General features: G+C 39.2%; 20 protein-coding genes. 12 read left to right on the forward strand and 8 right to left on the reverse strand.

Annotated elements, in window-relative coordinates:
- Positions 1-1,221: a multidrug efflux RND transporter periplasmic adaptor subunit AdeF gene (adeF, locus tag J576_RS01715; protein WP_033855468.1), complete on the reverse strand. Its 1,221-nt coding sequence runs from the start codon at positions 1,219-1,221 to the stop codon at positions 1-3.
- A 197-nt stretch (positions 1,222-1,418) separates the two neighbouring features.
- Between adeF and adeL the strand changes: the two genes are divergently transcribed.
- The 5 genes from adeL to J576_RS01740 all read left to right on the forward strand — a co-directional run bounded on the left by adeL (position 1,419) and on the right by J576_RS01740 (position 5,689).
- The gene (gene adeL / locus J576_RS01720) at positions 1,419-2,450 is read left to right on the forward strand and encodes a multidrug efflux transcriptional repressor AdeL (RefSeq protein WP_002049092.1); all 1,032 of its coding nucleotides are present in this window, start codon (positions 1,419-1,421) and stop codon (positions 2,448-2,450) included.
- 176 nt (positions 2,451-2,626) lie between these two features.
- The gene (locus J576_RS01725) at positions 2,627-3,412 is read left to right on the forward strand and encodes an ABC transporter substrate-binding protein (RefSeq protein WP_002049251.1); all 786 of its coding nucleotides are present in this window, start codon (positions 2,627-2,629) and stop codon (positions 3,410-3,412) included.
- 91 nt (positions 3,413-3,503) lie between these two features.
- Entirely contained in the window at positions 3,504-4,193 is a 690-nt protein-coding gene (locus J576_RS01730) for an ABC transporter permease (protein ID WP_000010370.1), read from the forward strand.
- A complete protein-coding gene (locus J576_RS01735) occupies positions 4,190-4,903 on the forward strand; it encodes an ABC transporter permease (protein ID WP_002049239.1) in 714 nt (237 codons plus the stop codon). Before J576_RS01730 ends, J576_RS01735 begins: the two co-directional genes overlap by 4 nt.
- A 9-nt stretch (positions 4,904-4,912) precedes the next feature.
- A complete protein-coding gene (locus tag J576_RS01740) occupies positions 4,913-5,689 on the forward strand; it encodes an ABC transporter ATP-binding protein (RefSeq protein ID WP_002049337.1) in 777 nt (258 codons plus the stop codon).
- Between the two features lie 70 nt (positions 5,690-5,759).
- Here the strand turns inward: J576_RS01740 and abeS are convergent, their stop codons facing one another.
- From abeS to J576_RS01760, 4 genes are all read right to left on the reverse strand, one after another.
- Positions 5,760-6,089, reverse strand: a complete 330-nt coding sequence (gene abeS / locus J576_RS01745; protein WP_002049209.1) for a multidrug efflux SMR transporter AbeS — start codon at positions 6,087-6,089, stop codon at positions 5,760-5,762.
- Positions 6,090-6,324: 235 nt separating this feature from the next.
- Entirely contained in the window at positions 6,325-6,588 is a 264-nt protein-coding gene (locus J576_RS01750; protein ID WP_002049324.1) for a YfhL family 4Fe-4S dicluster ferredoxin, read from the reverse strand.
- Positions 6,589-6,590: 2 nt separating this feature from the next.
- A complete protein-coding gene (trhP, locus tag J576_RS01755; protein ID WP_025467741.1) occupies positions 6,591-7,961 on the reverse strand; it encodes a prephenate-dependent tRNA uridine(34) hydroxylase TrhP in 1,371 nt (456 codons plus the stop codon).
- A gap of 56 nt (positions 7,962-8,017) precedes the next feature.
- Complete coding sequence (locus J576_RS01760) at positions 8,018-9,484, reverse strand: aminotransferase-like domain-containing protein (RefSeq protein WP_081404056.1); 1,467 nt, start codon at positions 9,482-9,484, stop codon at positions 8,018-8,020.
- A 230-nt stretch (positions 9,485-9,714) separates the two neighbouring features.
- Here J576_RS01760 and J576_RS01765 point away from each other — a divergent pair, with 230 nt between their 5' ends.
- The gene (locus J576_RS01765) at positions 9,715-10,584 is read left to right on the forward strand and encodes a PhzF family phenazine biosynthesis protein (RefSeq protein ID WP_002049316.1); all 870 of its coding nucleotides are present in this window, start codon (positions 9,715-9,717) and stop codon (positions 10,582-10,584) included.
- A gap of 55 nt (positions 10,585-10,639) precedes the next feature.
- On the opposite strand, the gene J576_RS01770 is transcribed toward J576_RS01765, so the two are convergent.
- Positions 10,640-11,419 (reverse strand): ferredoxin--NADP reductase, encoded by a 780-nt coding sequence (locus J576_RS01770; protein WP_002049093.1) that lies wholly within the window; start codon positions 11,417-11,419, stop codon positions 10,640-10,642.
- Between the two features lie 104 nt (positions 11,420-11,523).
- Between J576_RS01770 and tsaA the strand changes: the two genes are divergently transcribed.
- Entirely contained in the window at positions 11,524-12,252 is a 729-nt protein-coding gene (tsaA, locus tag J576_RS01775) for a tRNA (N6-threonylcarbamoyladenosine(37)-N6)-methyltransferase TrmO (RefSeq protein ID WP_081400906.1), read from the forward strand.
- 10 nt (positions 12,253-12,262) lie between these two features.
- On the opposite strand, the gene J576_RS01780 is transcribed toward tsaA, so the two are convergent.
- Positions 12,263-13,534, reverse strand: a complete 1,272-nt coding sequence (locus tag J576_RS01780) for an MgtC/SapB family protein (RefSeq protein WP_002049080.1) — start codon at positions 13,532-13,534, stop codon at positions 12,263-12,265.
- A 288-nt stretch (positions 13,535-13,822) separates the two neighbouring features.
- Here J576_RS01780 and tfpB point away from each other — a divergent pair, with 288 nt between their 5' ends.
- The 4 genes from tfpB to J576_RS01800 all read left to right on the forward strand — a co-directional run bounded on the left by tfpB (position 13,823) and on the right by J576_RS01800 (position 18,128).
- On the forward strand, positions 13,823-15,580 hold the full coding sequence (gene tfpB, locus J576_RS01785; protein WP_002049296.1) for a type IV pilus assembly ATPase TfpB: 1,758 nt from the start codon (positions 13,823-13,825) through the stop codon (positions 15,578-15,580).
- A gap of 75 nt (positions 15,581-15,655) precedes the next feature.
- Positions 15,656-16,006: a NirD/YgiW/YdeI family stress tolerance protein gene (locus J576_RS01790; protein ID WP_002049212.1), complete on the forward strand. Its 351-nt coding sequence runs from the start codon at positions 15,656-15,658 to the stop codon at positions 16,004-16,006.
- 104 nt (positions 16,007-16,110) lie between these two features.
- Positions 16,111-16,773, forward strand: coding sequence for a response regulator transcription factor (locus J576_RS01795; RefSeq protein ID WP_002049133.1), 663 nt, complete (start codon positions 16,111-16,113; stop codon positions 16,771-16,773).
- The gene (locus J576_RS01800; protein ID WP_002049101.1) at positions 16,770-18,128 is read left to right on the forward strand and encodes a sensor histidine kinase; all 1,359 of its coding nucleotides are present in this window, start codon (positions 16,770-16,772) and stop codon (positions 18,126-18,128) included. Before J576_RS01795 ends, J576_RS01800 begins: the two co-directional genes overlap by 4 nt.
- 65 nt (positions 18,129-18,193) lie before the next feature.
- On the opposite strand, the gene hemP is transcribed toward J576_RS01800, so the two are convergent.
- A complete protein-coding gene (hemP, locus tag J576_RS01805) occupies positions 18,194-18,364 on the reverse strand; it encodes a hemin uptake protein HemP (RefSeq protein WP_000993415.1) in 171 nt (56 codons plus the stop codon).
- Between the two features lie 136 nt (positions 18,365-18,500).
- On the opposite strand from hemP, the gene J576_RS01810 reads away from it, so the two are divergent.
- Positions 18,501-19,403 carry an NUDIX domain-containing protein gene (locus J576_RS01810; RefSeq protein WP_002049113.1) on the forward strand — a complete coding sequence of 301 codons (903 nt, stop codon included), beginning with the start codon at positions 18,501-18,503 and terminating at the stop codon, positions 19,401-19,403.
- Positions 19,404-19,423: the final 20 nt, after the last annotated feature.

A 19,423-nucleotide genomic window follows, 5' to 3' on the forward strand; every position in this document is an offset into this window, starting at 1 on the left:
TTAACCTTTTGCCGGAGTTGATGTTTTATCTGTTGGCTGAGGTTGAGTAGGAGTAGTGCTAGCAGTGATTTGTGAATTTGGCATAGGCACGAGATGCGGTGTAACAGGGTCACCCGGACGAATTCGCTGTAAACCATTCACTACAATACGGTCACCCGCTTGTAATCCGCTATTTACGATTTGCAAGCCATCTTGTTGTGTGCCGAGTTTTACTTCGCGGTAAGCAGTTTGATTTTTCGCATCAACGACTACAACAAAGCGTTTATCTTGGTCGACACCAACCGCGGTTGGACTAATCAAAATCGCTGGGCGAGGTTGGCCTCCACCTAAACGGATTCGTGCATATAGACCCGGTAATAAAACACCGTTTGGATTGTCAAAAGTTGCGCGAACACGAATCGTACCTGAGGTTGTATTCAGGTTATTGTCGATTGAGTTGATCGTACCTTCGCGAGTAAAGCCTGTTTCATTGGCAAGTCCCATATAGACAGGAACTTGTGCTGAGTTACGCTGATTACTGATGTACTTGAGGTAAGTTTGTTCATCCACATCGAAAGATGCATAAAGACGGGATACAGACACTAAACTTGTTAAGACCTGTGCACCGTTACCTGCAGAGACGACATTGCCCACGGTCACTTCAGCTCGTGAAATCCGGCCGCTGACTGGTGCAGTAATACGGGTATATTCTAGATTTAAGCGGGCAGATTGAACTGCAGCTCTAGCGGCTTGTAGGTTGGCATTGGCTGAGCGTGCATCATTTTCTGCCAAATCTAACTCTTGGCGAGAAACAGCATTACTCTGAATGAGACGTTGAATACGTGAAAGATTGCTTGCGGTATATGTTACCTGTGCTTCAGCTGAAGCAAGCTGGGCTTTTGCACGATTCAGTTCTGCTTCAAAAGGACGTGGGTCAATGGTAAATAGTAAATCGCCTTTTCTAACAAGACTGCCATCTTTGAAATGTACGGCAATAAGTTTTCCTGAAACTTGAGGTCGAATATCAACTTGATCAATTGCTTCTAAACGACCGGAATATTCTTGCCAATCGGTAATGGTTTTGCTTACTACAGGGGCTACATCAACAGTAGCAGCTTGTTGGGCACTGGTCGGTGCAGCTTTTGCATCGGCATTTTCATGTAAAAACATAAAACTGCCCCCTGTAGCCAAAATGGCGACAAAGATGGCAGACAGTGCAAACTGTTTGCGGGAAAATGACATGAGGTGCTCCTAGTTATTTGGATACCTGTTTTCAGACTTTTAGTTATGGTCCGTATGGGAGAAACAGGGTTTATGGAATGGACGGAGCATAAAAGTTTGTCAATCACGAATAAATATATTAAATTTGATAACACTATTCGTATTTTTATAACAATTGATGTATTTGAATAAAGAAATGCATTAATAGGAGTGTGCGTGTGGATCTATTTCATGCCATGAGAGTATTCAACAAAGTGGTTGAAACAAATAGTTTCAGTTTAGCAGCTGATAGTTTGGGTTTACCGCGTGCTTCTGTGACTACAACCATTCAGGCTTTAGAGAAGCATTTACAAGTTCGTTTGCTGAATCGAACAACACGAAAAATTAGTCTCACACCAGATGGCGCGGTATATTATGATCGGACAGCCCGTATTTTAGCGGATGTTTCCGATATTGAATCTTCTTTTCATGATGCAGAGCGGGGGCCAAGAGGTCAGCTTCGTATTGATGTGCCTGTATCGATTGGCCGTTTAATTTTAATTCCAAGACTACGCGATTTTCATGCGCGCTATCCTGATATTGATTTAGTGATTGGTCTAAATGACCGACCTGTAGACTTGGTTGGAGAAGCAGTTGATTGTGCAATTCGGGTCGGTGAATTAAAAGATTCAAGCTTAATTGCGCGTCGTATCGGAACTTTCCAGTGTGCAACTGCTGCTTCACCGATTTATTTAGAAAAATATGGCGAACCTACCTCAATTGAAGATTTGCAAAAAAACCATAAAGCGATTCACTTCTTTTCAAGCCGTACCGGACGCAACTTCGATTGGGATTTTGTCGTTGATGATTTAATTAAAAGTGTATCAGTACGTGGACGTGTTTCTGTAAATGACGGTGATGCTTACATCGACTTAGCTTTGCAGGGGTTCGGTATAATTCAAGGCCCACGTTATATGCTCACCAACCATTTAGAATCGGGTTTGTTAAAAGAAGTATTGCCTCAGTGGACGCCAGCGCCGATGCCGATTTCAGCAGTTTATCTTCAAAATCGTCATTTATCGCTCAAAGTAAAAGTGTTTGTAGATTGGGTCGCTGAACTTTTTGCAGGTTGTCCATTACTTGGCGGTACGGCTTTACCTTTCGACCAGAAATGTGAATTTGCCTGTGATAAAGAAACTGGTCATGAATATACAATTCGTACTTTGGTCGAGCAGCACAATATTGCTGAAGCTTATACACTCAAAACTTAATCTTAAAATTTGATTGATTTTTCAACATTCAAACCGTCAATACAGCTCATTGCTTAGACATCTTCATAAATCCTTAATTTACTGGTATAGAAATTGCAATTATTTCGGCAGAAGAGTAATTTAGAAATTGCTCAAGTTTTTATCACCTTATTAGGATTTTAAGGAGAAGCTTCAAGATGGCAAGCTTTATGAAAAAAATGTTCGTTTCAACAACCTTAGTTTTGGCTGCTGTTGCAACGAATGTTCAAGCAAAGGATTGGAAGGTGATTCGTTTTGGTACTGAGTCGTCTTATGCGCCGTTTGAATATAAAACACCAGATGGCAAGTTAACTGGTTTTGATGTTGATTTGGGTAATGCAATTTGTGCAAAACTCAAAGCCAAATGTGTTTGGGTTGAAAACTCTTTTGACGGGATGATTCCCGCACTTAAAGCGAAAAAATTTGATGGCATTCTTTCATCAATGACCGTTACTGATGAACGTGCGAAACAAATTTTATTTAGTAGCAAAATCTATAACACGCCAACGCGTATGGTTGCAAAAAAAGGTTCGCCGTTGTTACCAACACCTACTTCATTAAAAGGTAAGCGTGTCGGTGTACAGCAGGGCACTATTCAAGAAACATATGCTAAAACCTATTGGGCTCCAAAAGGTGTGAGTGTTGTTCCTTATCCAACTCAAGATTTGATTTACCAAGACATGATGTCTGGTCGTTTGGATGCAACTTTACAAGATGCAATTATGGTTGATGGCGCTTTCTTAAAACAACCGAAAGGTAAAAACTTCTCTTTTGCTGGCGGCAATGTGGTGGATGTCAAAACATTGGGGGTAGGTGCGGCTATCGGTTTACGTAAAGAAGATGCAGACTTGAAAGCGAATATTGACAAGGCACTCGCTGCAATTATTGCGGATGGCACATACAAGAAACTCGAGAAAAAATACTTCTCTTTTAGCATTTACTAATGATGTGAAAAATGTCGGCTAAGTGCCGACATTTTTAAATCTATTCTCATCTCATCAATATTAGATATTGTTTTTAAGGAGAAGATGAGTCATGTCTTTTTCTGGCTATGGGCCACTCCTTCTCAGCGGAACATGGATGACCATACAGCTTGCGCTGTTATCACTCTTGCTTTCTGTCATTATTGGCTTAATTGGTGCGAGTTCAAAACTCTCTAATATTAAAGCTTTACGTTATATTGCGACCGCCTATACCACACTCATCCGTAGTGTGCCTGACTTAGTGATTATGCTGCTGTTATTTTATAGCTTGCAGTTGGGTTTAAACCAAATTACTGAAGCACTGCAAATGGACCAGATTGATATCAACCCATTTGTGGCTGGTGTGATTACATTAGCGTTCATTTATGGTGCATATTTTACCGAGACCTTTCGTGGTGCATTTCAATCGGTTCCGAGGGGACAAATTGAAGCAGCAATGGCCTATGGGATGACGCCGTGGCAGGTTTTTCACCGTGTATTATTCCCTCAAATGATGCGTTTTGCATTGCCCGGCATTGGTAACAACTGGCAAGTTTTGATTAAGGCGACCGCGCTGGTTTCCATTATTGGCCTGACTGACATTGTAAAAATTACGCAAGATGCAGGTAGAAGTACCATGCAACTGTTCTTTTTCAGCATCGTGGCTGCCGCTATTTATTTGGTCATTACTACCGTGTCGAACCTGATCTTAATGTGGCTTGAACGTCATTATTCTGCTGGTGTGAGGAAGGGGCAATTATGATTGAAATCCTTCAACAATATTGGAAAGCATACCTTTGGACTGATGGCCTACAAATGACCGGTGTTGCGATGACTGCCTGGTTATTAGTACTTTCTATTGGTATTGGGTTCGTGCTTGCTGTGCCTTTATCACTTGCACGAGTATCAGAAAATAACTGGTTGCGTGGTCCAGTTTGGTTGTTTACCTATGTTTTCCGTGGCACACCACTGTACATCCAACTGTTGATTATTTACTCGGGTATTTATAGCTTTGATTATGTCCATGAACATCAAACTCTCGATGCATTCTTTCGAGAGGGCATAAATTGCACCATTTTGGCATTCGCGCTCAATACTGGTGCATATACCACTGAAATCTTCGCTGGAGCGATTCGTTCTATTCCACATGGTGAGATTGAAGCTGCTCAAGCTTTCGGTATGTCAAAATGGAAACTCTACACACGTATTATCATTCCGTCGATGTTACGCCGTGCTTTACCGTTTTATGGCAATGAAGTCATTTTGATGTTGCACGCGACAACCATTGCATTTACCGCAACAGTTCCCGACATTTTAAAAATTGCGCGTGATGTGAATGCTGCAACCTATGACACTTTCAGTGCTTTTGGCATTGCTGCGGTGTTATATGCAGTGCTGGCTTTTATTTTGATTTGGATATTTCGTAAGTTGGAAAAACGTTGGTTGGCATTTTTAAAGCCATCGAATCATTAGGAGACATAAATGGAACAGGTTGCAAAACTAGTGATTCGTGATTTACATAAGACATTCGGCGATCATGAAGTACTTAAAGGAATATCACTTGATGCAAATGCTGGTGATGTAATTAGTATTATTGGTTCATCTGGTTCAGGTAAAAGTACCTTGCTGCGTTGTATCAACTTTTTAGAACAACCGAGCAATGGCACGATTAAGCTCAATGGTGAAAAACTACGCACAGTCTTTGATAAAAAAGGCAATTTAAAAGTAGTTGACCCAAAGCAGCTACAAAAAATGCGTACCCAGCTGATGATGGTGTTTCAACACTTTAATTTATGTTCTCACATGACAGTGCTAGAAAATGTCATTGAAGGGCCAATCCATGTACTTGGAGTAAAACGTGCTGAAGCAGAAGAGTGTGCACGCAAGTATCTACGTAAAGTTGGATTGCCTGAAAGTGTTGAGAGTAAATATCCGGCATTTTTATCTGGTGGTCAGCAGCAACGTGTAGCAATTGCTCGTGCTTTGGCTATGGAACCGGAAGTGATGTTGTTTGATGAACCAACCAGCGCACTTGATCCAGAGTTGGTAGGTGAAGTACTAAAAGTAATGCAAGGCTTGGCTGAAGAAGGTCGTACCATGATTGTGGTCACACATGAAATGGGCTTTGCACGTCATGTGTCTAATCAGGTGATTTTCTTGCATCAAGGGAAAATTGAGGAACAGGGACATCCTGATGAAGTACTTAACAACCCGAAAAGTGAACGTTTAAAGCAATTTTTGACGGGTAGTTTAAAATAAGCTGTTGATACCGAGTATGGTGAAACTTTTTTAACATTCTCATCATACTCGGTTGCTTTTTAATTATATTTTATAGATGAGTATTTTTAGAAAATACATTAATAATCACAATACCCGTGATCATTAAAGCTAAACCAATGCAGGCAGCCAAGTCTAAATGTTGTTTGTAAAATATCCAGCCAATTGCAGAAATTAAAATAATACCTGCACCCGACCAAATGGCATAGGCAATCCCGATCGGAATTGTTTTTAATGTTAGAGACAGTAAATAAAAAGCAATTGCATAGCCCACAACCGTAATAATAGACGGAATGGGAACAGTAAAACCTTGAGATGCTTTTAAAGCTGAAGTTGCAATGACTTCACAAGCAATCGCAATTGCTAAATAAAGATAAGACATGGGGAGCTGCGCCAGAATGAGTTTTAATCAATCTACATGAAATGTTGATATAGTTTGACCAGTTTTAACGATTGTTTAATTTTTTTGGTAAAAAATTACCAGTAAATCAAACTGAACTGATAAATTGATTTTATCACTAGCAAAGTGGTCTCAGCTATTTATTCGTTTATTCAATCATTGATCTGCATGGTCATTTAAGAGGATCAGTGATTTTAACTTGTTCCTCTAAAGGGTTTTAAGAAGAGAATGAGCCGATTAAATTCAGACCTTTAAATTTCTCTAATAATTGTTCTTTGCTTTCAATATGCGCAGGGTCTGGTTCTATACAATCGATTGGGCAAACCGCTTTACATGTTGGCGCATCGTAAAAGCCTACACACTCGGTACAACGAGATGAATCAATTTCATAAACTTTGCTTCCTTCAAAAATAGCTGTATTGGGGCATTCGGGTAAACACATATCACAATTAATGCAGTCATTCGTAATCAAAAGGGCCATGTTTAACTCACTGAATAAGCCAATGTAGAGGCAGTAATACTTTCTTTCGCTTGCGGCAAATTGCGTATGAGTAGGGCATAACTAATATCAACATCTTGTGAAAGTGGAATCTCAACAAAATGTCCCGAACCTTTAGCATCTGTAATTGGGTTGCCCTTTAAATCGCGCATTTCGGTTAAGGTAAAGCTGATATTGCCTTGAGGCGTCATCAGCTCAAGTGAGTCGCCAACCACAAAACGGTTTTTCACCTCAATGCGAATATAACCGCCGTGACGTTCTAAAACTTCACCACAAAATTGTTGATAGTCAAAGTGTGATGATCCGTCAGCATAGTTTTGATATTCGCTATGCACATGCCGTCTTAAAAAGCCTTCAGTGTAACCGCGGTTTGCCAAACCTTCGAGTTGGGCCATTAAACTTGGGTCAAAGGGTTTACCTGCTAAAGCATCATCAATGGCTTTTCGATAAATTTGAGCAGTACGGGCACAGTAAAAATAGGATTTAGTACGGCCTTCAATCTTGAGTGAGGCGATGCCCATTTTTGTTAAACGATCTACATGTTGTACCGCACGTAAATCTTTGGAGTTCATAAAATAGGTGCCGTGTTCATCTTCTTCGGCAGCAAACATTTCTTCATCATTACGTTGTACGAGTAAAGTTTGAACCGAGGTTGTTTCTGATTGTGCTGATGAGCAGCAAGATTTTTCTGGTGTATTTAGCTGAGTGGTTGGAATTACATCGCCGTTTGCATCTTCTTGGGCTTCATGCAGTTTATAGTCCCAACGGCAAGCATTGGTACAAGCACCTTGATTGGCATCACGCTTGTTCATATATCCAGAAAGTAAACAGCGGCCTGAGTAAGCCATGCATAGTGCGCCATGTACAAAAACTTCGAGTTCAATATCTGGTACGTGTTGCTGGATTTCTTCTATTTCTTCTAAAGATAACTCACGCGATAAAATCACACGGCTTAGGCCGTAGTCTTTCCAAAATTTAACAGTAGCCCAGTTAATAGCGTTGGCTTGAACCGATAGATGAATTTGCACTTCTGGGAAATGCTCACGTACCATCATAATTAAGCCGGGATCAGACATAATCAGAGCATCTGGCTGCATAGCCACAATTGGCTCAAGATCGCGTATAAAGTTTTTTAATTTGCTGTTATGTGGCTGAATATTTACCACAACATAAAACTTCTTACCCAAAGCGTGGGCTTCATCAATACCAATTTTTAAGTTGTCATGATCAAAAGTATTATTACGTACACGTAAGCTGTAACGAGGTTGGCCTGCGTATACTGCATCTGCACCATAAGCAAATGCATAGCGCATGTTTTTAAGAGAACCTGCGGGAGAGAGAAGTTCGGTTTTCATAAAATAAAAGGCATAAAAAATATATGGTTTTATTTTATTAACTCCGCATTTTTGATTCAACCTACTGAATTAGTAGGAATTTGAGTTATATCATTTTGCGCGGGTAGCATATTTTTTGCTAACTCTCCTAAGCGCATCAAAGCATTTAACATTTTCGGATTTAATTCGAAACAGGCTGCTATACGTAAACAATGACTAAAACGTTTATCAGCCGAACATAAAATTCCTGGCATACATAAGATCTTTTCATCCATTGCTTGATGAAATAGTTCTAATGTATCAATAGATTCGGGTAGCTCTAACCATAAAATAAATCCTGCTTGCGGGCGGCTGACTCGGGTACCGAGTGGAAAATAACGACAAATATAAGATTTGATGGTGTCAATTTGTTGTTGATAACGTTTTTTGAGCTGCCGTAAATGCAGGTCATAACCCCCATTCTCTAAGAAAAGTCCTAAAGTTTCCGTGAGCAAAGCCGGTTCGGCAACGGTTGTTGTTAATTTAATTTGCTGCACAATATTACGAAAGCGTCCAGCTTCTAGCCAACCAATTCGATAGTCAGGTGCCACAGTTTTGGTATAGCTACCACAGACCAAGACCCATCCATTTTGGTCAAATGCCTTAATGTTGGGTAGGAGAGGCTCGGTGAGTTGTAGTTCAGCATACATTGCATCTTCAATAACCGGAATTTGGAACTGATTAGCGAGCTCTGCTAAACGCCGGCGGTTGCTTTCAGGCATGCTAAAACCAAGAGGATTATGTCCTGTCGGAATAGTTAATATGGCTTTTTCACTTTTTGATTTTAAGAGTTTTTCAAGTGCATCTAGACACATCCCTGTATGCGGCGAAGTCGGCACTTCTACGATTTTTCGGCCTAAATTATGAAGAAGCGGGTACAGGTTATGAAAAGTAGGAATCTCAAGCGCTATGCTGTCACCTGCTTGGGTGGTTGCCATAATTGCGAGACTTAAAGCCTCCATAGTGCCATGAGTCAGCACAATGTCATCTGCGGACAGAAACATGCCAAGCTGTAAGCTTCGCCTAGCAATTTGAGTACGTAATCGTAACGAACCAGGCGGCAAAGTATAGTTTTTAAAAATGTCTGCCTGTGTCCGTAAAACTTGAGCAGTTAAACGTTTTAATCTTTCTATTGGATAGAAGTTTTCTCCAGTAGGGCAAGCTAGAGCTAAATTGGCATAGTCAGGCTCCATCTGTTTTTTAACAATTTGTGCGAGAAAACAGCTAATTCCTGAAAGAGATACTTTTTCTTCACTGACATAACGCTCTTCGAGTTCTAGTAAGTTTGAAGGCGCATGACAAACATAGTAGCCAGACTGTGGGCGAACTGAAATTAAACCTTGGTCTTCAAGCTGACGATAAGCTTCTTTTACGGTGTTAATACTGACCTGATAATGTTGCGCACAGTCACGAATTGAAGGCAGCCTAGAACCTACAGGCTGCCTACCATTCTGGATTCGAAGGGTGAGGTCATCACTCACTTTTTTATATTTGTACATGTCAATTTATTAAAAAGTAAAAGTAATGGATACACTTTATAGTGATCTGGTATTTATCTCAAATATTGTTATTCGCTTAGATTGATCCTTTTAAGCAGGATTTATTTTTAAGAACTGTGTCTATTATTTTTCATATTAACTGATACTGTGAACATCAAAAATAAATTAGTAAGATCAAAAAATGGTGAGCATTTAAAGCCATATTTTTTTAATTATAAAATCAGTAGGAGTGGTCTATGTCTGTTGTTGCATTTAAACAAGTTGATGTTTTTACTTCACAAGCATTTAAAGGAAACCCTGTTGCGGTCATTATGGATGCCAGTACTTTAACGTCTGAGCAGATGCAAGCCATTGCGAACTGGACCAATCTTTCTGAAACCACATTTGTACTTCCTGCGACCGATTCACAAGCTGACTATCAGGTTCGAATTTTTACTCCACAAAGTGAGTTGCCATTTGCAGGACATCCCACAATTGGTACCGCCTATGCTTTGCTTGAAGCGGGTATAGTGACTGCTAAAGAAGGTAAGCTAGTACAGCAATGCGGTGCAGGTTTAGTGACTTTGACTGTAAGTGATTCAAAGCATATTTCATTTGAACTCCCTAAGCCTAAAATTACTCCACTCGATGCAATGCATACTGAAAAATTGGCAGAAATTTTAAAATGTAAAATTAATACACAATGGAATGCAGCATTGATAGATGTAGGTGCGCGTTGGGTTGTATTACAAGCTGTAAATGCTAAGGCTGTTTTAGATAGCCAACCCGACTTTGCTGCTCTAAAAGAACATGATTTAGAAATGAAAGTTACGGGTGCGACAGTTTTCGGTTTTTATGAAAATGATGATATAGAAAAGCATATAGAGGTCCGTTCATTTGCACCTTCCTGTGGTGTAAATGAAGATCCAGTTTGTGGTAGTGGTAATGGGAGTGTAGCGTCTTTTATTCGTTACTATGGTATTTTGCCAGCACAAAATGACCTTGTGCTTTCTTCACAAGGTCGCGCTTTAGGGCGCAATGGACAACTTAAGCTTGAATTGCATCAAGATAAAATTTTAGTGGGTGGAACAGCTGTTACCTGTATTGATGGCAGCATCACCTTATAAAAAGAGCTATAAAAAAACCGAGGACTTTACCTCGGTTTTTTTATTTAGAAAAATCTTATTTTTCTACGAACGCACGTTCGATCACATAGTCGCCCATTTCACCCATACGAGGTGATTCAACTAAACCATGTTGGTCAAGTAACGCAGCAACGTCTTTTAAGAATGCAGGGCTACCGCAAAGCATTGCACGGTCAGTTTCACGGTTGAAACGTGGTAAACCGATTTTTTCAAATAAAGCGCCTGTTTCAATTGCAGTTGTTACACGGCCTTGTGTGTGGAAAGGTTCACGAGTAACAGTAGGGTAATAAACAAGTTTGTCTTTAATACCTAACTCTTCAAAGAATTCATGGTTTGGTAATTCGTTCAAGATTAAGTCTTGATAAGCTAATTCAGAAATATAGCGTGTACCATGAACAACAATTACTTTTTCAAAGCGTTCGTAAGTTTCTGGGTCACGAATAATTGACAAGAATGGAGCAAGACCAGTACCAGAAGATAAAAGGTACAAGTTTTTACCTGGTAAAAGATCATCATGAACTAAAGTACCTGTTGGTTTTTTAGAAACTAAAATTTCGTCACCAACTTGTACTTTTTGCAAAATTGAAGTTAAAGGACCATCTGGTACTTTAATCGAGAAGAACTCTAACTCTTCTTCGTAGTTTGCACTTGCAATCGAATATGCACGCATTAACGGTTTGCCATTCACTTCAAGTCCGATCATCACGAACTGACCATTTTTAAAACGTAAGCTAGTGTCGCGTGTAGTTTTAAAACTGAAAAGGGTGTCATTCCAGTGGTGCACATGAGTAATGCGTTCAACGTTAAAAGCAGCCATTAAAGGTCTCGATCACGATTAAAAGAAAACAGATTGCTATTCTAATCTAATTTCATTCCCGATAAACTGAATATATTTAATTGTGTTTATAAGAAAAAGTGATGATGAATTCTGTCACCCTCCCAATAGTCGGGCACATGTGCTCACCTTTTCGAGAAAAATTTGGTATTCCACGTCAGCCTAATTTGGTTAATATCGAATCTTATATCGAGATGGTAGAACCTTATAACGACTTGTTGGCTTTTGAGGGAATTGAGCAATTTAGTCATCTTTGGCTCATTTGGCAGTTTCATGACAATAAAAATCAGGAGACTGCAACTAAGTTTCGGCCTCAGGTTCGTCCGCCACGTTTAGGGGGCAATGAAAAAATTGGTGTGTTTGCAACACGCAGTATGTATCGTCCAGCGCCTGTGGGTTTATCTGTAGTACGTTTAAAAAAGATTGAAAAAGTCGGTAAGTCATTAAGAGTGTACGTTACAGGCAGTGATTTATTAAATGGCACGCCAATTTTAGATATTAAACCTTATATTCAATATTCAGATGCCATTGTTGATGCTCAAAGTGGTTATGCGCAGGCTGAACCAGAACGAAAGTCAGTCATATGGTCGCAAAGTGCACTCACTACCCAGCAGTATCTTTTAAAGAATAAAAAAATTAATACGCAATATCTTAATGAATTAGAACAAGTATTGACGTTAGACCCTAGACCTGCCTATCAAGAAGACCCTGAACGAGTCTATAAAATGAAATTTTCGAATTTTGATATTCATTTTAAAGTGAATGGCAATGTCATTACAGTTGTTGATATGGTGAAAGATGAATCGCTTATCTAATAAAGCCGTTTTAGAACCAATGTAGGTTCATCCATAGCAAGCTAATAAATATTGTCATATGCAAAATTTGGGCAGGAATAAAAGCAAGGGCATAACGCATTCCACCAGAAATAGCCGAGTTAATGCTTTTAGCAATCGCATGAACAGCGAAGCCGCTCATGAAAGCAATGAGTAGTGAGGTATGAGCGTTATTCGGTTCTCCTTGTACAATTACTGCTGCAATAGCTGCATGTATTTCAAACAAAGATGCGAGTAAGGTCCCTGCGATTAAGCCTGCATCTCCCAAATATAGACTTAGACCATAAACGCCTGCCTGAATGAGGGTAAGTGTCCCTGCAATAATAATTGCTTCTTTTAAGCTAAACATTCTGGAATCTAGCTCGGGTGTAGTCGTACTTCTTGGCTCTGCCTTGCGTAATATAATGAAAGCCCATACCGCTAAAAAAGCCAATGCAATGAGTGTTGGAAATATAATGAGTTTGAACCATGCCAAACTTATACCGACGACAATAATTAAGGTTTGTACCAATGTGGAAACACATGACATTAATGCTGCACCTGCATTTGTCTTGGCATTTGCACGACCAGAGCGTACTTCTAAGCCCAGACTTGCGATGGTGGCGGTACTTGAAACAAAACCTGATGCTAAAGAAGAGAGTAATAAAGCATTTTTAGAAGATAAAAGCCGCTTTGCAATATGTGCGAGGGCTTGCACAAATAAAATCAACGTCAGTAACTTTAAAATCACATGAGGGTTTAGAACAGGCCCCCAAAATGGTTTATTGGGAACTAAGGGTAAGGCAATTAAAAGTAATGCCAGTAAAAAAATCCCGTCGCGCAATTCTGATTCGGTAATCCATTGACTGGCTATGCCATGCATAGATTGTTTTGCCAATAAGATAATCGTCATAATCACGGCAAGTCCTGCAGCCAGTGAAATATTCCAAATACAAAGCGCCCCGATGAAGTAAGTCATAATAAAGGCAAGTTCTGTGGTGACACCAGGATCATTAGGCTGATTTTTAAGAGAGACAATACTGATCGCGCCTATAAGTAGAGCACCTACAATCCCAATTTCAGTACCAAATAAAAAGCATATTGCTCCGAGTAGGGAGCTAATTGCAAAAGATCGAAAACCTGCGAAAGTTTTATATTCGTGTTTTAACTTACTTCGTTCGCGCTCCAGACCAATTAATAACCCGCAGCCCAATGCAGCAGCAATGATAGTGATAAATTCTTCAAATGATGCAGTTTGTAATGACATTGTCATTGGAAGATTCATAATACTTCCTCTTAGGTTTATTGTTATATGTAGATGTCAGTCATTTTTAAATCATATATTCATGTCCAGTTTATGCTTTTTATTGTATTGAGCCTAGTCTCTTTTTTAATCAAACTATCATAATAAATATCTTTATAAATATGATCTATGCCACAAAAAAAATCTAAGTTGAGAATTGGTTTAATTAATTGAAGTTAAAAGATATTTAAAAGCTAAATTTGAAGATTTCTAGACCAGCTAAATCTAAAACATCTCTGCTATATTATAAAAATATATTGGGGATAACACATGAATGCACATGTAGAAATAGACGCACATTGGTGCCTAGAACAATTATTACAAGAAGGCCGTATTACTGAACGGGACAAATTACTGGTACAAACGACAAATAGACAAAAAGATCAATTGAAATGGCATCCATTACAGTGGATTGCACATTTTAATTTAAAAGACCAACAGCACGTACAAGCGCATTTAAGTCTAAACCGTCTGTGCCAATGGTTTGCCGATCGAGCGCAATTACCATTATTTGTGATTGATCCTTTAAAAGCAGATGTAAGCGCTTTAACTCAAGTCATGTCACAAGAGTTTGCAATTCGAAACCATATTTTAGCTGTAGAAGTCCATGCAGACCGAATTGTGATTGGTACAGACCAGCCTTTTAAAACAGATTGGTTAAACAATTTGGAAAGAAGCCTGGCACCGAAGAAAATTGAACGGGTATTGCTTAATCCCGAACAGTTGCAACGTTATTTGCGAGAATATTATCAGGTTAGCCGTGCGGTAAATTCAGCTCAGAAAGATGCTGCTCATGACCGTGATAACAAAGGGGTAGAAGCACTTTTACAGCTTGGCGATACACAGAATCCTGATGCCAATGATCAGCATATTGTGAAATTGGTTGACTGGATTTTACAGTTTGCATTTGAACAAAGTGCCAGTGACATTCATATGGAACCGCGTAAAGACAATGGCAAAGTTCGGTTCCGTATTGATGGTGTTTTACATACCATTTATAACATGCCCTCAAATACACTGACTGCCGTGATTTCCCGAATTAAAATTTTAGGGCGATTAAATGTAGCGGAAAAACGTAAACCGCAAGATGGTCGGTTAAAAACACGCACACCGAAAGGGCAAGAAACCGAACTCCGTTTATCTACCTTACCAACAGCGTTTGGTGAAAAACTGGTTATGCGTATTTTTGACCCAGATGTACTGGTACGTTCTTTTCAGCAATTGGGTTTTGATCAGTCTTTATTACAACAGTGGCAACGCATAACACAAAATAGTCACGGCATTATTTTGGTTACTGGTCCAACAGGTTCTGGTAAAACCACAACGCTATATTCTTCTTTAAAGCAGCTTGCAACCGAGCAGGTCAATGTCTGTACCATTGAAGACCCGATTGAAATGCTAGAGCCTAGTTTTAACCAAATGCAGGTCAATAATACAATTGATCTGGGCTTTGCTGATGGTGTGCGTGCCCTGATGCGTCAAGACCCAGACATTATTATGATTGGGGAAATTCGTGACCAAGATACTGCAAATATGGCCATTCAGGCAGCACTTACAGGTCATTTGGTTTTATCAACTTTACATACCAATGATGCGCCGTCTAGTTTGACCCGTTTACATGATTTGGGTGTGCAACCTTTTTTAACAGCAGCGACTATTTTAGGGGTATTGGCTCAGCGTTTAGTGCGACGACTTTGCCCACACTGTAAACAAGAAACTCATATAAATGAGGAAGAATGGCAGCACCTAACATTTGACTATATTATGGAAATGCCCGAAAAAGTTTATCAAGCAGTAGGGTGTGAACAATGCCGACATACGGGCTATAAAGGTCGAGTTGGTATTTATGAGTTTATGCCAGTTAGTCTTGAGCTTAAGCATCTTATTAGCAGCCATGCGACATTAAATGAACTACGAAGCCAAACCAAAAAAGAAAGTGTAGAGCCTTTGAGAATTGCGGGAGCACATAAAGTCATTGAAGGGCTTACCACTTTAGAAGAGGTATTAAGAGTTGTTCCATTAAACTAAAATTTTCTTAAGATTCACCTCATTTATGCTTGTTTTACTGATGTCATTCCAAGATGTAATCAAATAGGTGATTTTATGAAAGCATTTAAAGTGATCTTGATGACAGCGCTTACTGGTATAGCGCTAGCTCCTATATCTATGAGTCAAGCAGCGGCTATATCTGCAACGGTCACTACTGTTAAGCAAGCATTAACGGCAAAAGACGATACGCCTGTAAAACTACATGGACAAGTCGTGAAATCTATTGGAGATGAGAAATATCAGTTCCGAGATAAAACAGGTACTATCACTATTAATGTAGATGATGAGCTTTGGCAAGGTCATCCTATTTCCCCAACAACTAATATTGGTTTAGTTGGTGAAGTAGATATAGACTTTAAACCCTCAAAACATGTAGAAATTGATGTAGAACAAATCCAGTTTTAAGCACTGGACTTTACTTATAATATTTATAGCCGCACTGATGATGCGGCTTTGCTTTTTTAATAAAGGCTTGGCAAGATCAAGACAGAATATAACAGGAAAAATAGATGAGAATTTTGCTTGCAGAAGATGATCGCTCTCAAGCGGAAAGTATTCAATCTTGGTTAGAGTTAGATGGCTATCAAGTCGATTGGGTCGAAAGAGGTGATTATGCCCTTACTGCGATTGAGCAGCATGACTATGATTGTATTTTACTTGATCGAGGTTTACCTCAACTGGCAGGTGAAAAAGTCTTAACAACAATCCGTTATAAACAAAAAAATGTACCTGTCATTTTTATTACAGCGCGTGACAGCATTCATGACCGGGTAGAGGGACTAGATTTAGGCGCAAATGACTACTTGATTAAACCTTTTAGCCTAGAAGAGTTATCTGCCCGAATCCGTGCTCAATTACGTAATCAAACTTTAACTCAGCAATCGATTTTAATATGGGGAGATTTACATCTCGATACTCAAGCAAAAGTTGTATCGTTGGCCGGAAATTCTATTGATTTAACAGCGAAAGAGTTCCAAATTTTACGTAAGCTCATGGTTCATCCTGAACATATTGTTACTCGGGATCAATTAGAAGAAGCGCTCTATGCATGGGGTGACGAGATTGAAAGTAATGCAATAGAGGTTTTTATCTATCAACTTCGAAAAAAAATCGGCAGTAGCAGTATTAAAACCATACGGGGACTAGGCTACCGTATGGGAGATTTAAAATGAAAACGAATAGATCCTCTTTGCAGTCTCAACTGGTTAAAACCACCATGTGGAGCAGTATCGTGGTGGGACTGCTCGCTTTAAGTTTGCTTACCATATTTTCGATTTATCACAACATGTCAGTGCAAGATGAAATCATGGATGAAATTTCAGATACCTTACTGGTTTCTGATCTCTCTAAACATTCTATGAGACAATTTGACGAGCTCAGTGATGAGTTTGATATTCAATATGAATTATTAAATTCTGGTCAATTGCTTACTCATTCTCATACCTACCAACATGAACTTTTTGAACAAGGCAATTTATCAAAAGGTTTTTCATATTTTTGGTTTGATGGTCAATTATGGCGTAGTCTGGCCGCACAACAAAAAGATTCAGAGCTGCAAGTTGAGGTTTTTCAACCCATGAGTACTCGTGTTGAAGAAGTACTCAAAGCACTCGCTGGATATAGTGGTCTTATGGTTTTGTTCTGGCTACTACAATGGGTCATTGTAAGTTGGCGTACCGAACAACAATTGGCGGCTCTCAACCTACTCTCTAAACGTATTGCTCAAAAAACCGCATCAAATTTAGAACCGATTCAAGACCCAGATGTCATTACAGAAATTCAACCCGTCATAGATGCATTAAACCAGTTACTCGCAAGGCTCCAAAGGGCACTCGTTGCTGAACAGCGATTTACCGCAGATGCATCACATGAGTTACGTTCACCATTATCTGCCATACAAATGCGTCTGCAAGTTTTACAACGTAAATATCAGCATATTCCAGAGCTTGATCAAGACTTTGAACGGATCCAAGAAGACGTTTCAAGAAGTACCAAAATTCTTGAAAATTTACTGCTCCTTGCTCGTTTGGAACCTAATGAAATAGAACAACCAGAACTTTTTAAGAGTGTGATTGATTTAAACCATCTATTAGCTCGAGTAATTGAAACTGTAAGTATGGATGCACAAGCCAAACAAATGATGATTGAGACAAATATTTTGTCAAATGAAACCAAAATATTTGCAAATGAAGAATTACTTTTCATTGCTTTTAGAAATCTGTTTGATAATGCTATTCGCTATAGTCCTATGTTGGGTTTTATTCATGTTGAGCTCAGTCATGATCAGCAACAATTAAAAATTTCTATAGAAGACACTGGAAATGGCGTAGATGATGAAGTTTTAAGACGTCTAGGACAGCGTTTTTTTCGTGTATTAGGTACGCAGCAACAAGGCTCAGGATTAGGTCTATCAATTACTAAGAAAATTATTCAACTCCATGGTGGGGAACTGCAATTTATGCATGCAAACCAAGGTGGTTTAAAAGTTGAGGTGACATTGCCTTTTAATCATGAAATAAAAAAATAGCATGGTTGCCCATGCTATCCATTTTTTGTTTTCCCACGAATATTATTGAAACGCGAGGGTAGTTCTTATTTAGTTAAAATGAGACGGTTATTGCGAGTAAGGCGTAGTCGGTATTCCTCGCCAGCATGCATAATTCGAATTTCACGACCTAATGCAAATAGGTTGTTAGAATGCAGCATTGGTAAGGCATGAGCTGAGTCAGTGTTACGAGTAAATAAGCTAAAAGGTGCGTTCATTTGTTGTGCTCCGTGGTATATTCTTGAACGATTTAAATGATAATCATTATCGAATAGATCTGTCAATGAGATTTTAAAGAATTTATAAATTGATAAAATTTGCTTACACTTGGGAAAAATTTGAGTGAGTAGAAAAATGCCTAAACCGATAGTCGATGTCGCAATAGCTATCTTAATTCATCGCGGAAAAATATTAGTTGGATGGCGTGGTGAACAGCAGCATCAAGGTGGAAAGCATGAGTTTCCAGGAGGAAAGGTTGAGCAGGGTGAAACGCCTGAAGAAGCATGCCGCCGTGAAATTTATGAAGAAGTCGGTATTGGTTTAAAAGATTGGCATCAGTTTGATTATATTCACCATGAATATGATGACATTATCGTCAACCTTCATTTGTTCCATAGCTATGTACCTGATGAATTATTAAATCTTATTCATCAGCCTTGGACATGGTATACGCGTGATCAGCTAGTTAACTTAAACTTCCCGAAAGCCAATAAAGATATTATTAAAAGATTATATTGGCCACATTTTATTAAAATTAGCGCTACGCTCACACTACCCGAAAATGAAGCAACTTTAGTGTATTGGCGCAGTGAAAAAGATAATGTTAGTGAGGATGATCTAGAAAAATTAGCTCTTTTAGATACAAATCAGCTTTCAAAATTAATTGTGAATGTCGATACTTGGCACAAACTAAAACCTGATTTAAAAAGCCGTATAAAAACAGTACATCTTAAACAGTCTCAATTAATGAGTTTGCATAAAGGCGACTTAGAAATGGGAGTACGCTTTATTGCTGCTTGCCACGATGCGGTTTCTTTACAGCATGCTCAGCAAATTGGTTGTGATGCTGTTTTTGTAAGCCCTGTCAAAGTAACAGAGACCCATCCTGACGCTAGCGCATTAGGGTGGGATCGTTTTGCTGACTTAATTGACAAATGCCAGATTCCCGTCTTTGCTTTAGGGGGCATGAGTCCTGATGATTTAGCCACAGCACAGCAATATGGTGCGTATGGCTTGGCTGGTATTCGTAATTTTTAAAAAGACATAAAAGCATTAAA

Source organism: Acinetobacter sp. 766875 (assembly GCF_000582055.1).
GTDB lineage: Bacteria > Pseudomonadota > Gammaproteobacteria > Pseudomonadales > Moraxellaceae > Acinetobacter > Acinetobacter nosocomialis.

Excerpts from the sequence above, each read along its gene's own strand:
- adeF (WP_033855468.1), bottom strand. The coding sequence starts at position 1,221 with ATGTCATTTTCCCGCAAACAGTTTGCACTGTCTGCCATCTTTGTCGCC.
- J576_RS01725 (WP_002049251.1), top strand. The coding sequence starts at position 2,627 with ATGGCAAGCTTTATGAAAAAAATGTTCGTTTCAACAACCTTAGTTTTG.
- J576_RS01730 (WP_000010370.1), top strand. The coding sequence starts at position 3,504 with ATGTCTTTTTCTGGCTATGGGCCACTCCTTCTCAGCGGAACATGGATG.
- J576_RS01735 (WP_002049239.1), top strand. The coding sequence starts at position 4,190 with ATGATTGAAATCCTTCAACAATATTGGAAAGCATACCTTTGGACTGAT.
- J576_RS01740 (WP_002049337.1), top strand. The coding sequence starts at position 4,913 with ATGGAACAGGTTGCAAAACTAGTGATTCGTGATTTACATAAGACATTC.
- abeS (WP_002049209.1), bottom strand. The coding sequence starts at position 6,089 with ATGTCTTATCTTTATTTAGCAATTGCGATTGCTTGTGAAGTCATTGCA.
- J576_RS01750 (WP_002049324.1), bottom strand. The coding sequence starts at position 6,588 with ATGGCCCTTTTGATTACGAATGACTGCATTAATTGTGATATGTGTTTA.
- trhP (WP_025467741.1), bottom strand. The coding sequence starts at position 7,961 with ATGAAAACCGAACTTCTCTCTCCCGCAGGTTCTCTTAAAAACATGCGC.
- J576_RS01765 (WP_002049316.1), top strand. The coding sequence starts at position 9,715 with ATGTCTGTTGTTGCATTTAAACAAGTTGATGTTTTTACTTCACAAGCA.
- J576_RS01770 (WP_002049093.1), bottom strand. The coding sequence starts at position 11,419 with ATGGCTGCTTTTAACGTTGAACGCATTACTCATGTGCACCACTGGAAT.
- tsaA (WP_081400906.1), top strand. The coding sequence starts at position 11,524 with ATGAATTCTGTCACCCTCCCAATAGTCGGGCACATGTGCTCACCTTTT.
- J576_RS01780 (WP_002049080.1), bottom strand. The coding sequence starts at position 13,534 with ATGAATCTTCCAATGACAATGTCATTACAAACTGCATCATTTGAAGAA.
- tfpB (WP_002049296.1), top strand. The coding sequence starts at position 13,823 with ATGAATGCACATGTAGAAATAGACGCACATTGGTGCCTAGAACAATTA.
- J576_RS01790 (WP_002049212.1), top strand. The coding sequence starts at position 15,656 with ATGAAAGCATTTAAAGTGATCTTGATGACAGCGCTTACTGGTATAGCG.
- J576_RS01795 (WP_002049133.1), top strand. The coding sequence starts at position 16,111 with ATGAGAATTTTGCTTGCAGAAGATGATCGCTCTCAAGCGGAAAGTATT.
- J576_RS01800 (WP_002049101.1), top strand. The coding sequence starts at position 16,770 with ATGAAAACGAATAGATCCTCTTTGCAGTCTCAACTGGTTAAAACCACC.
- hemP (WP_000993415.1), bottom strand. The coding sequence starts at position 18,364 with ATGAACGCACCTTTTAGCTTATTTACTCGTAACACTGACTCAGCTCAT.
- J576_RS01810 (WP_002049113.1), top strand. The coding sequence starts at position 18,501 with ATGCCTAAACCGATAGTCGATGTCGCAATAGCTATCTTAATTCATCGC.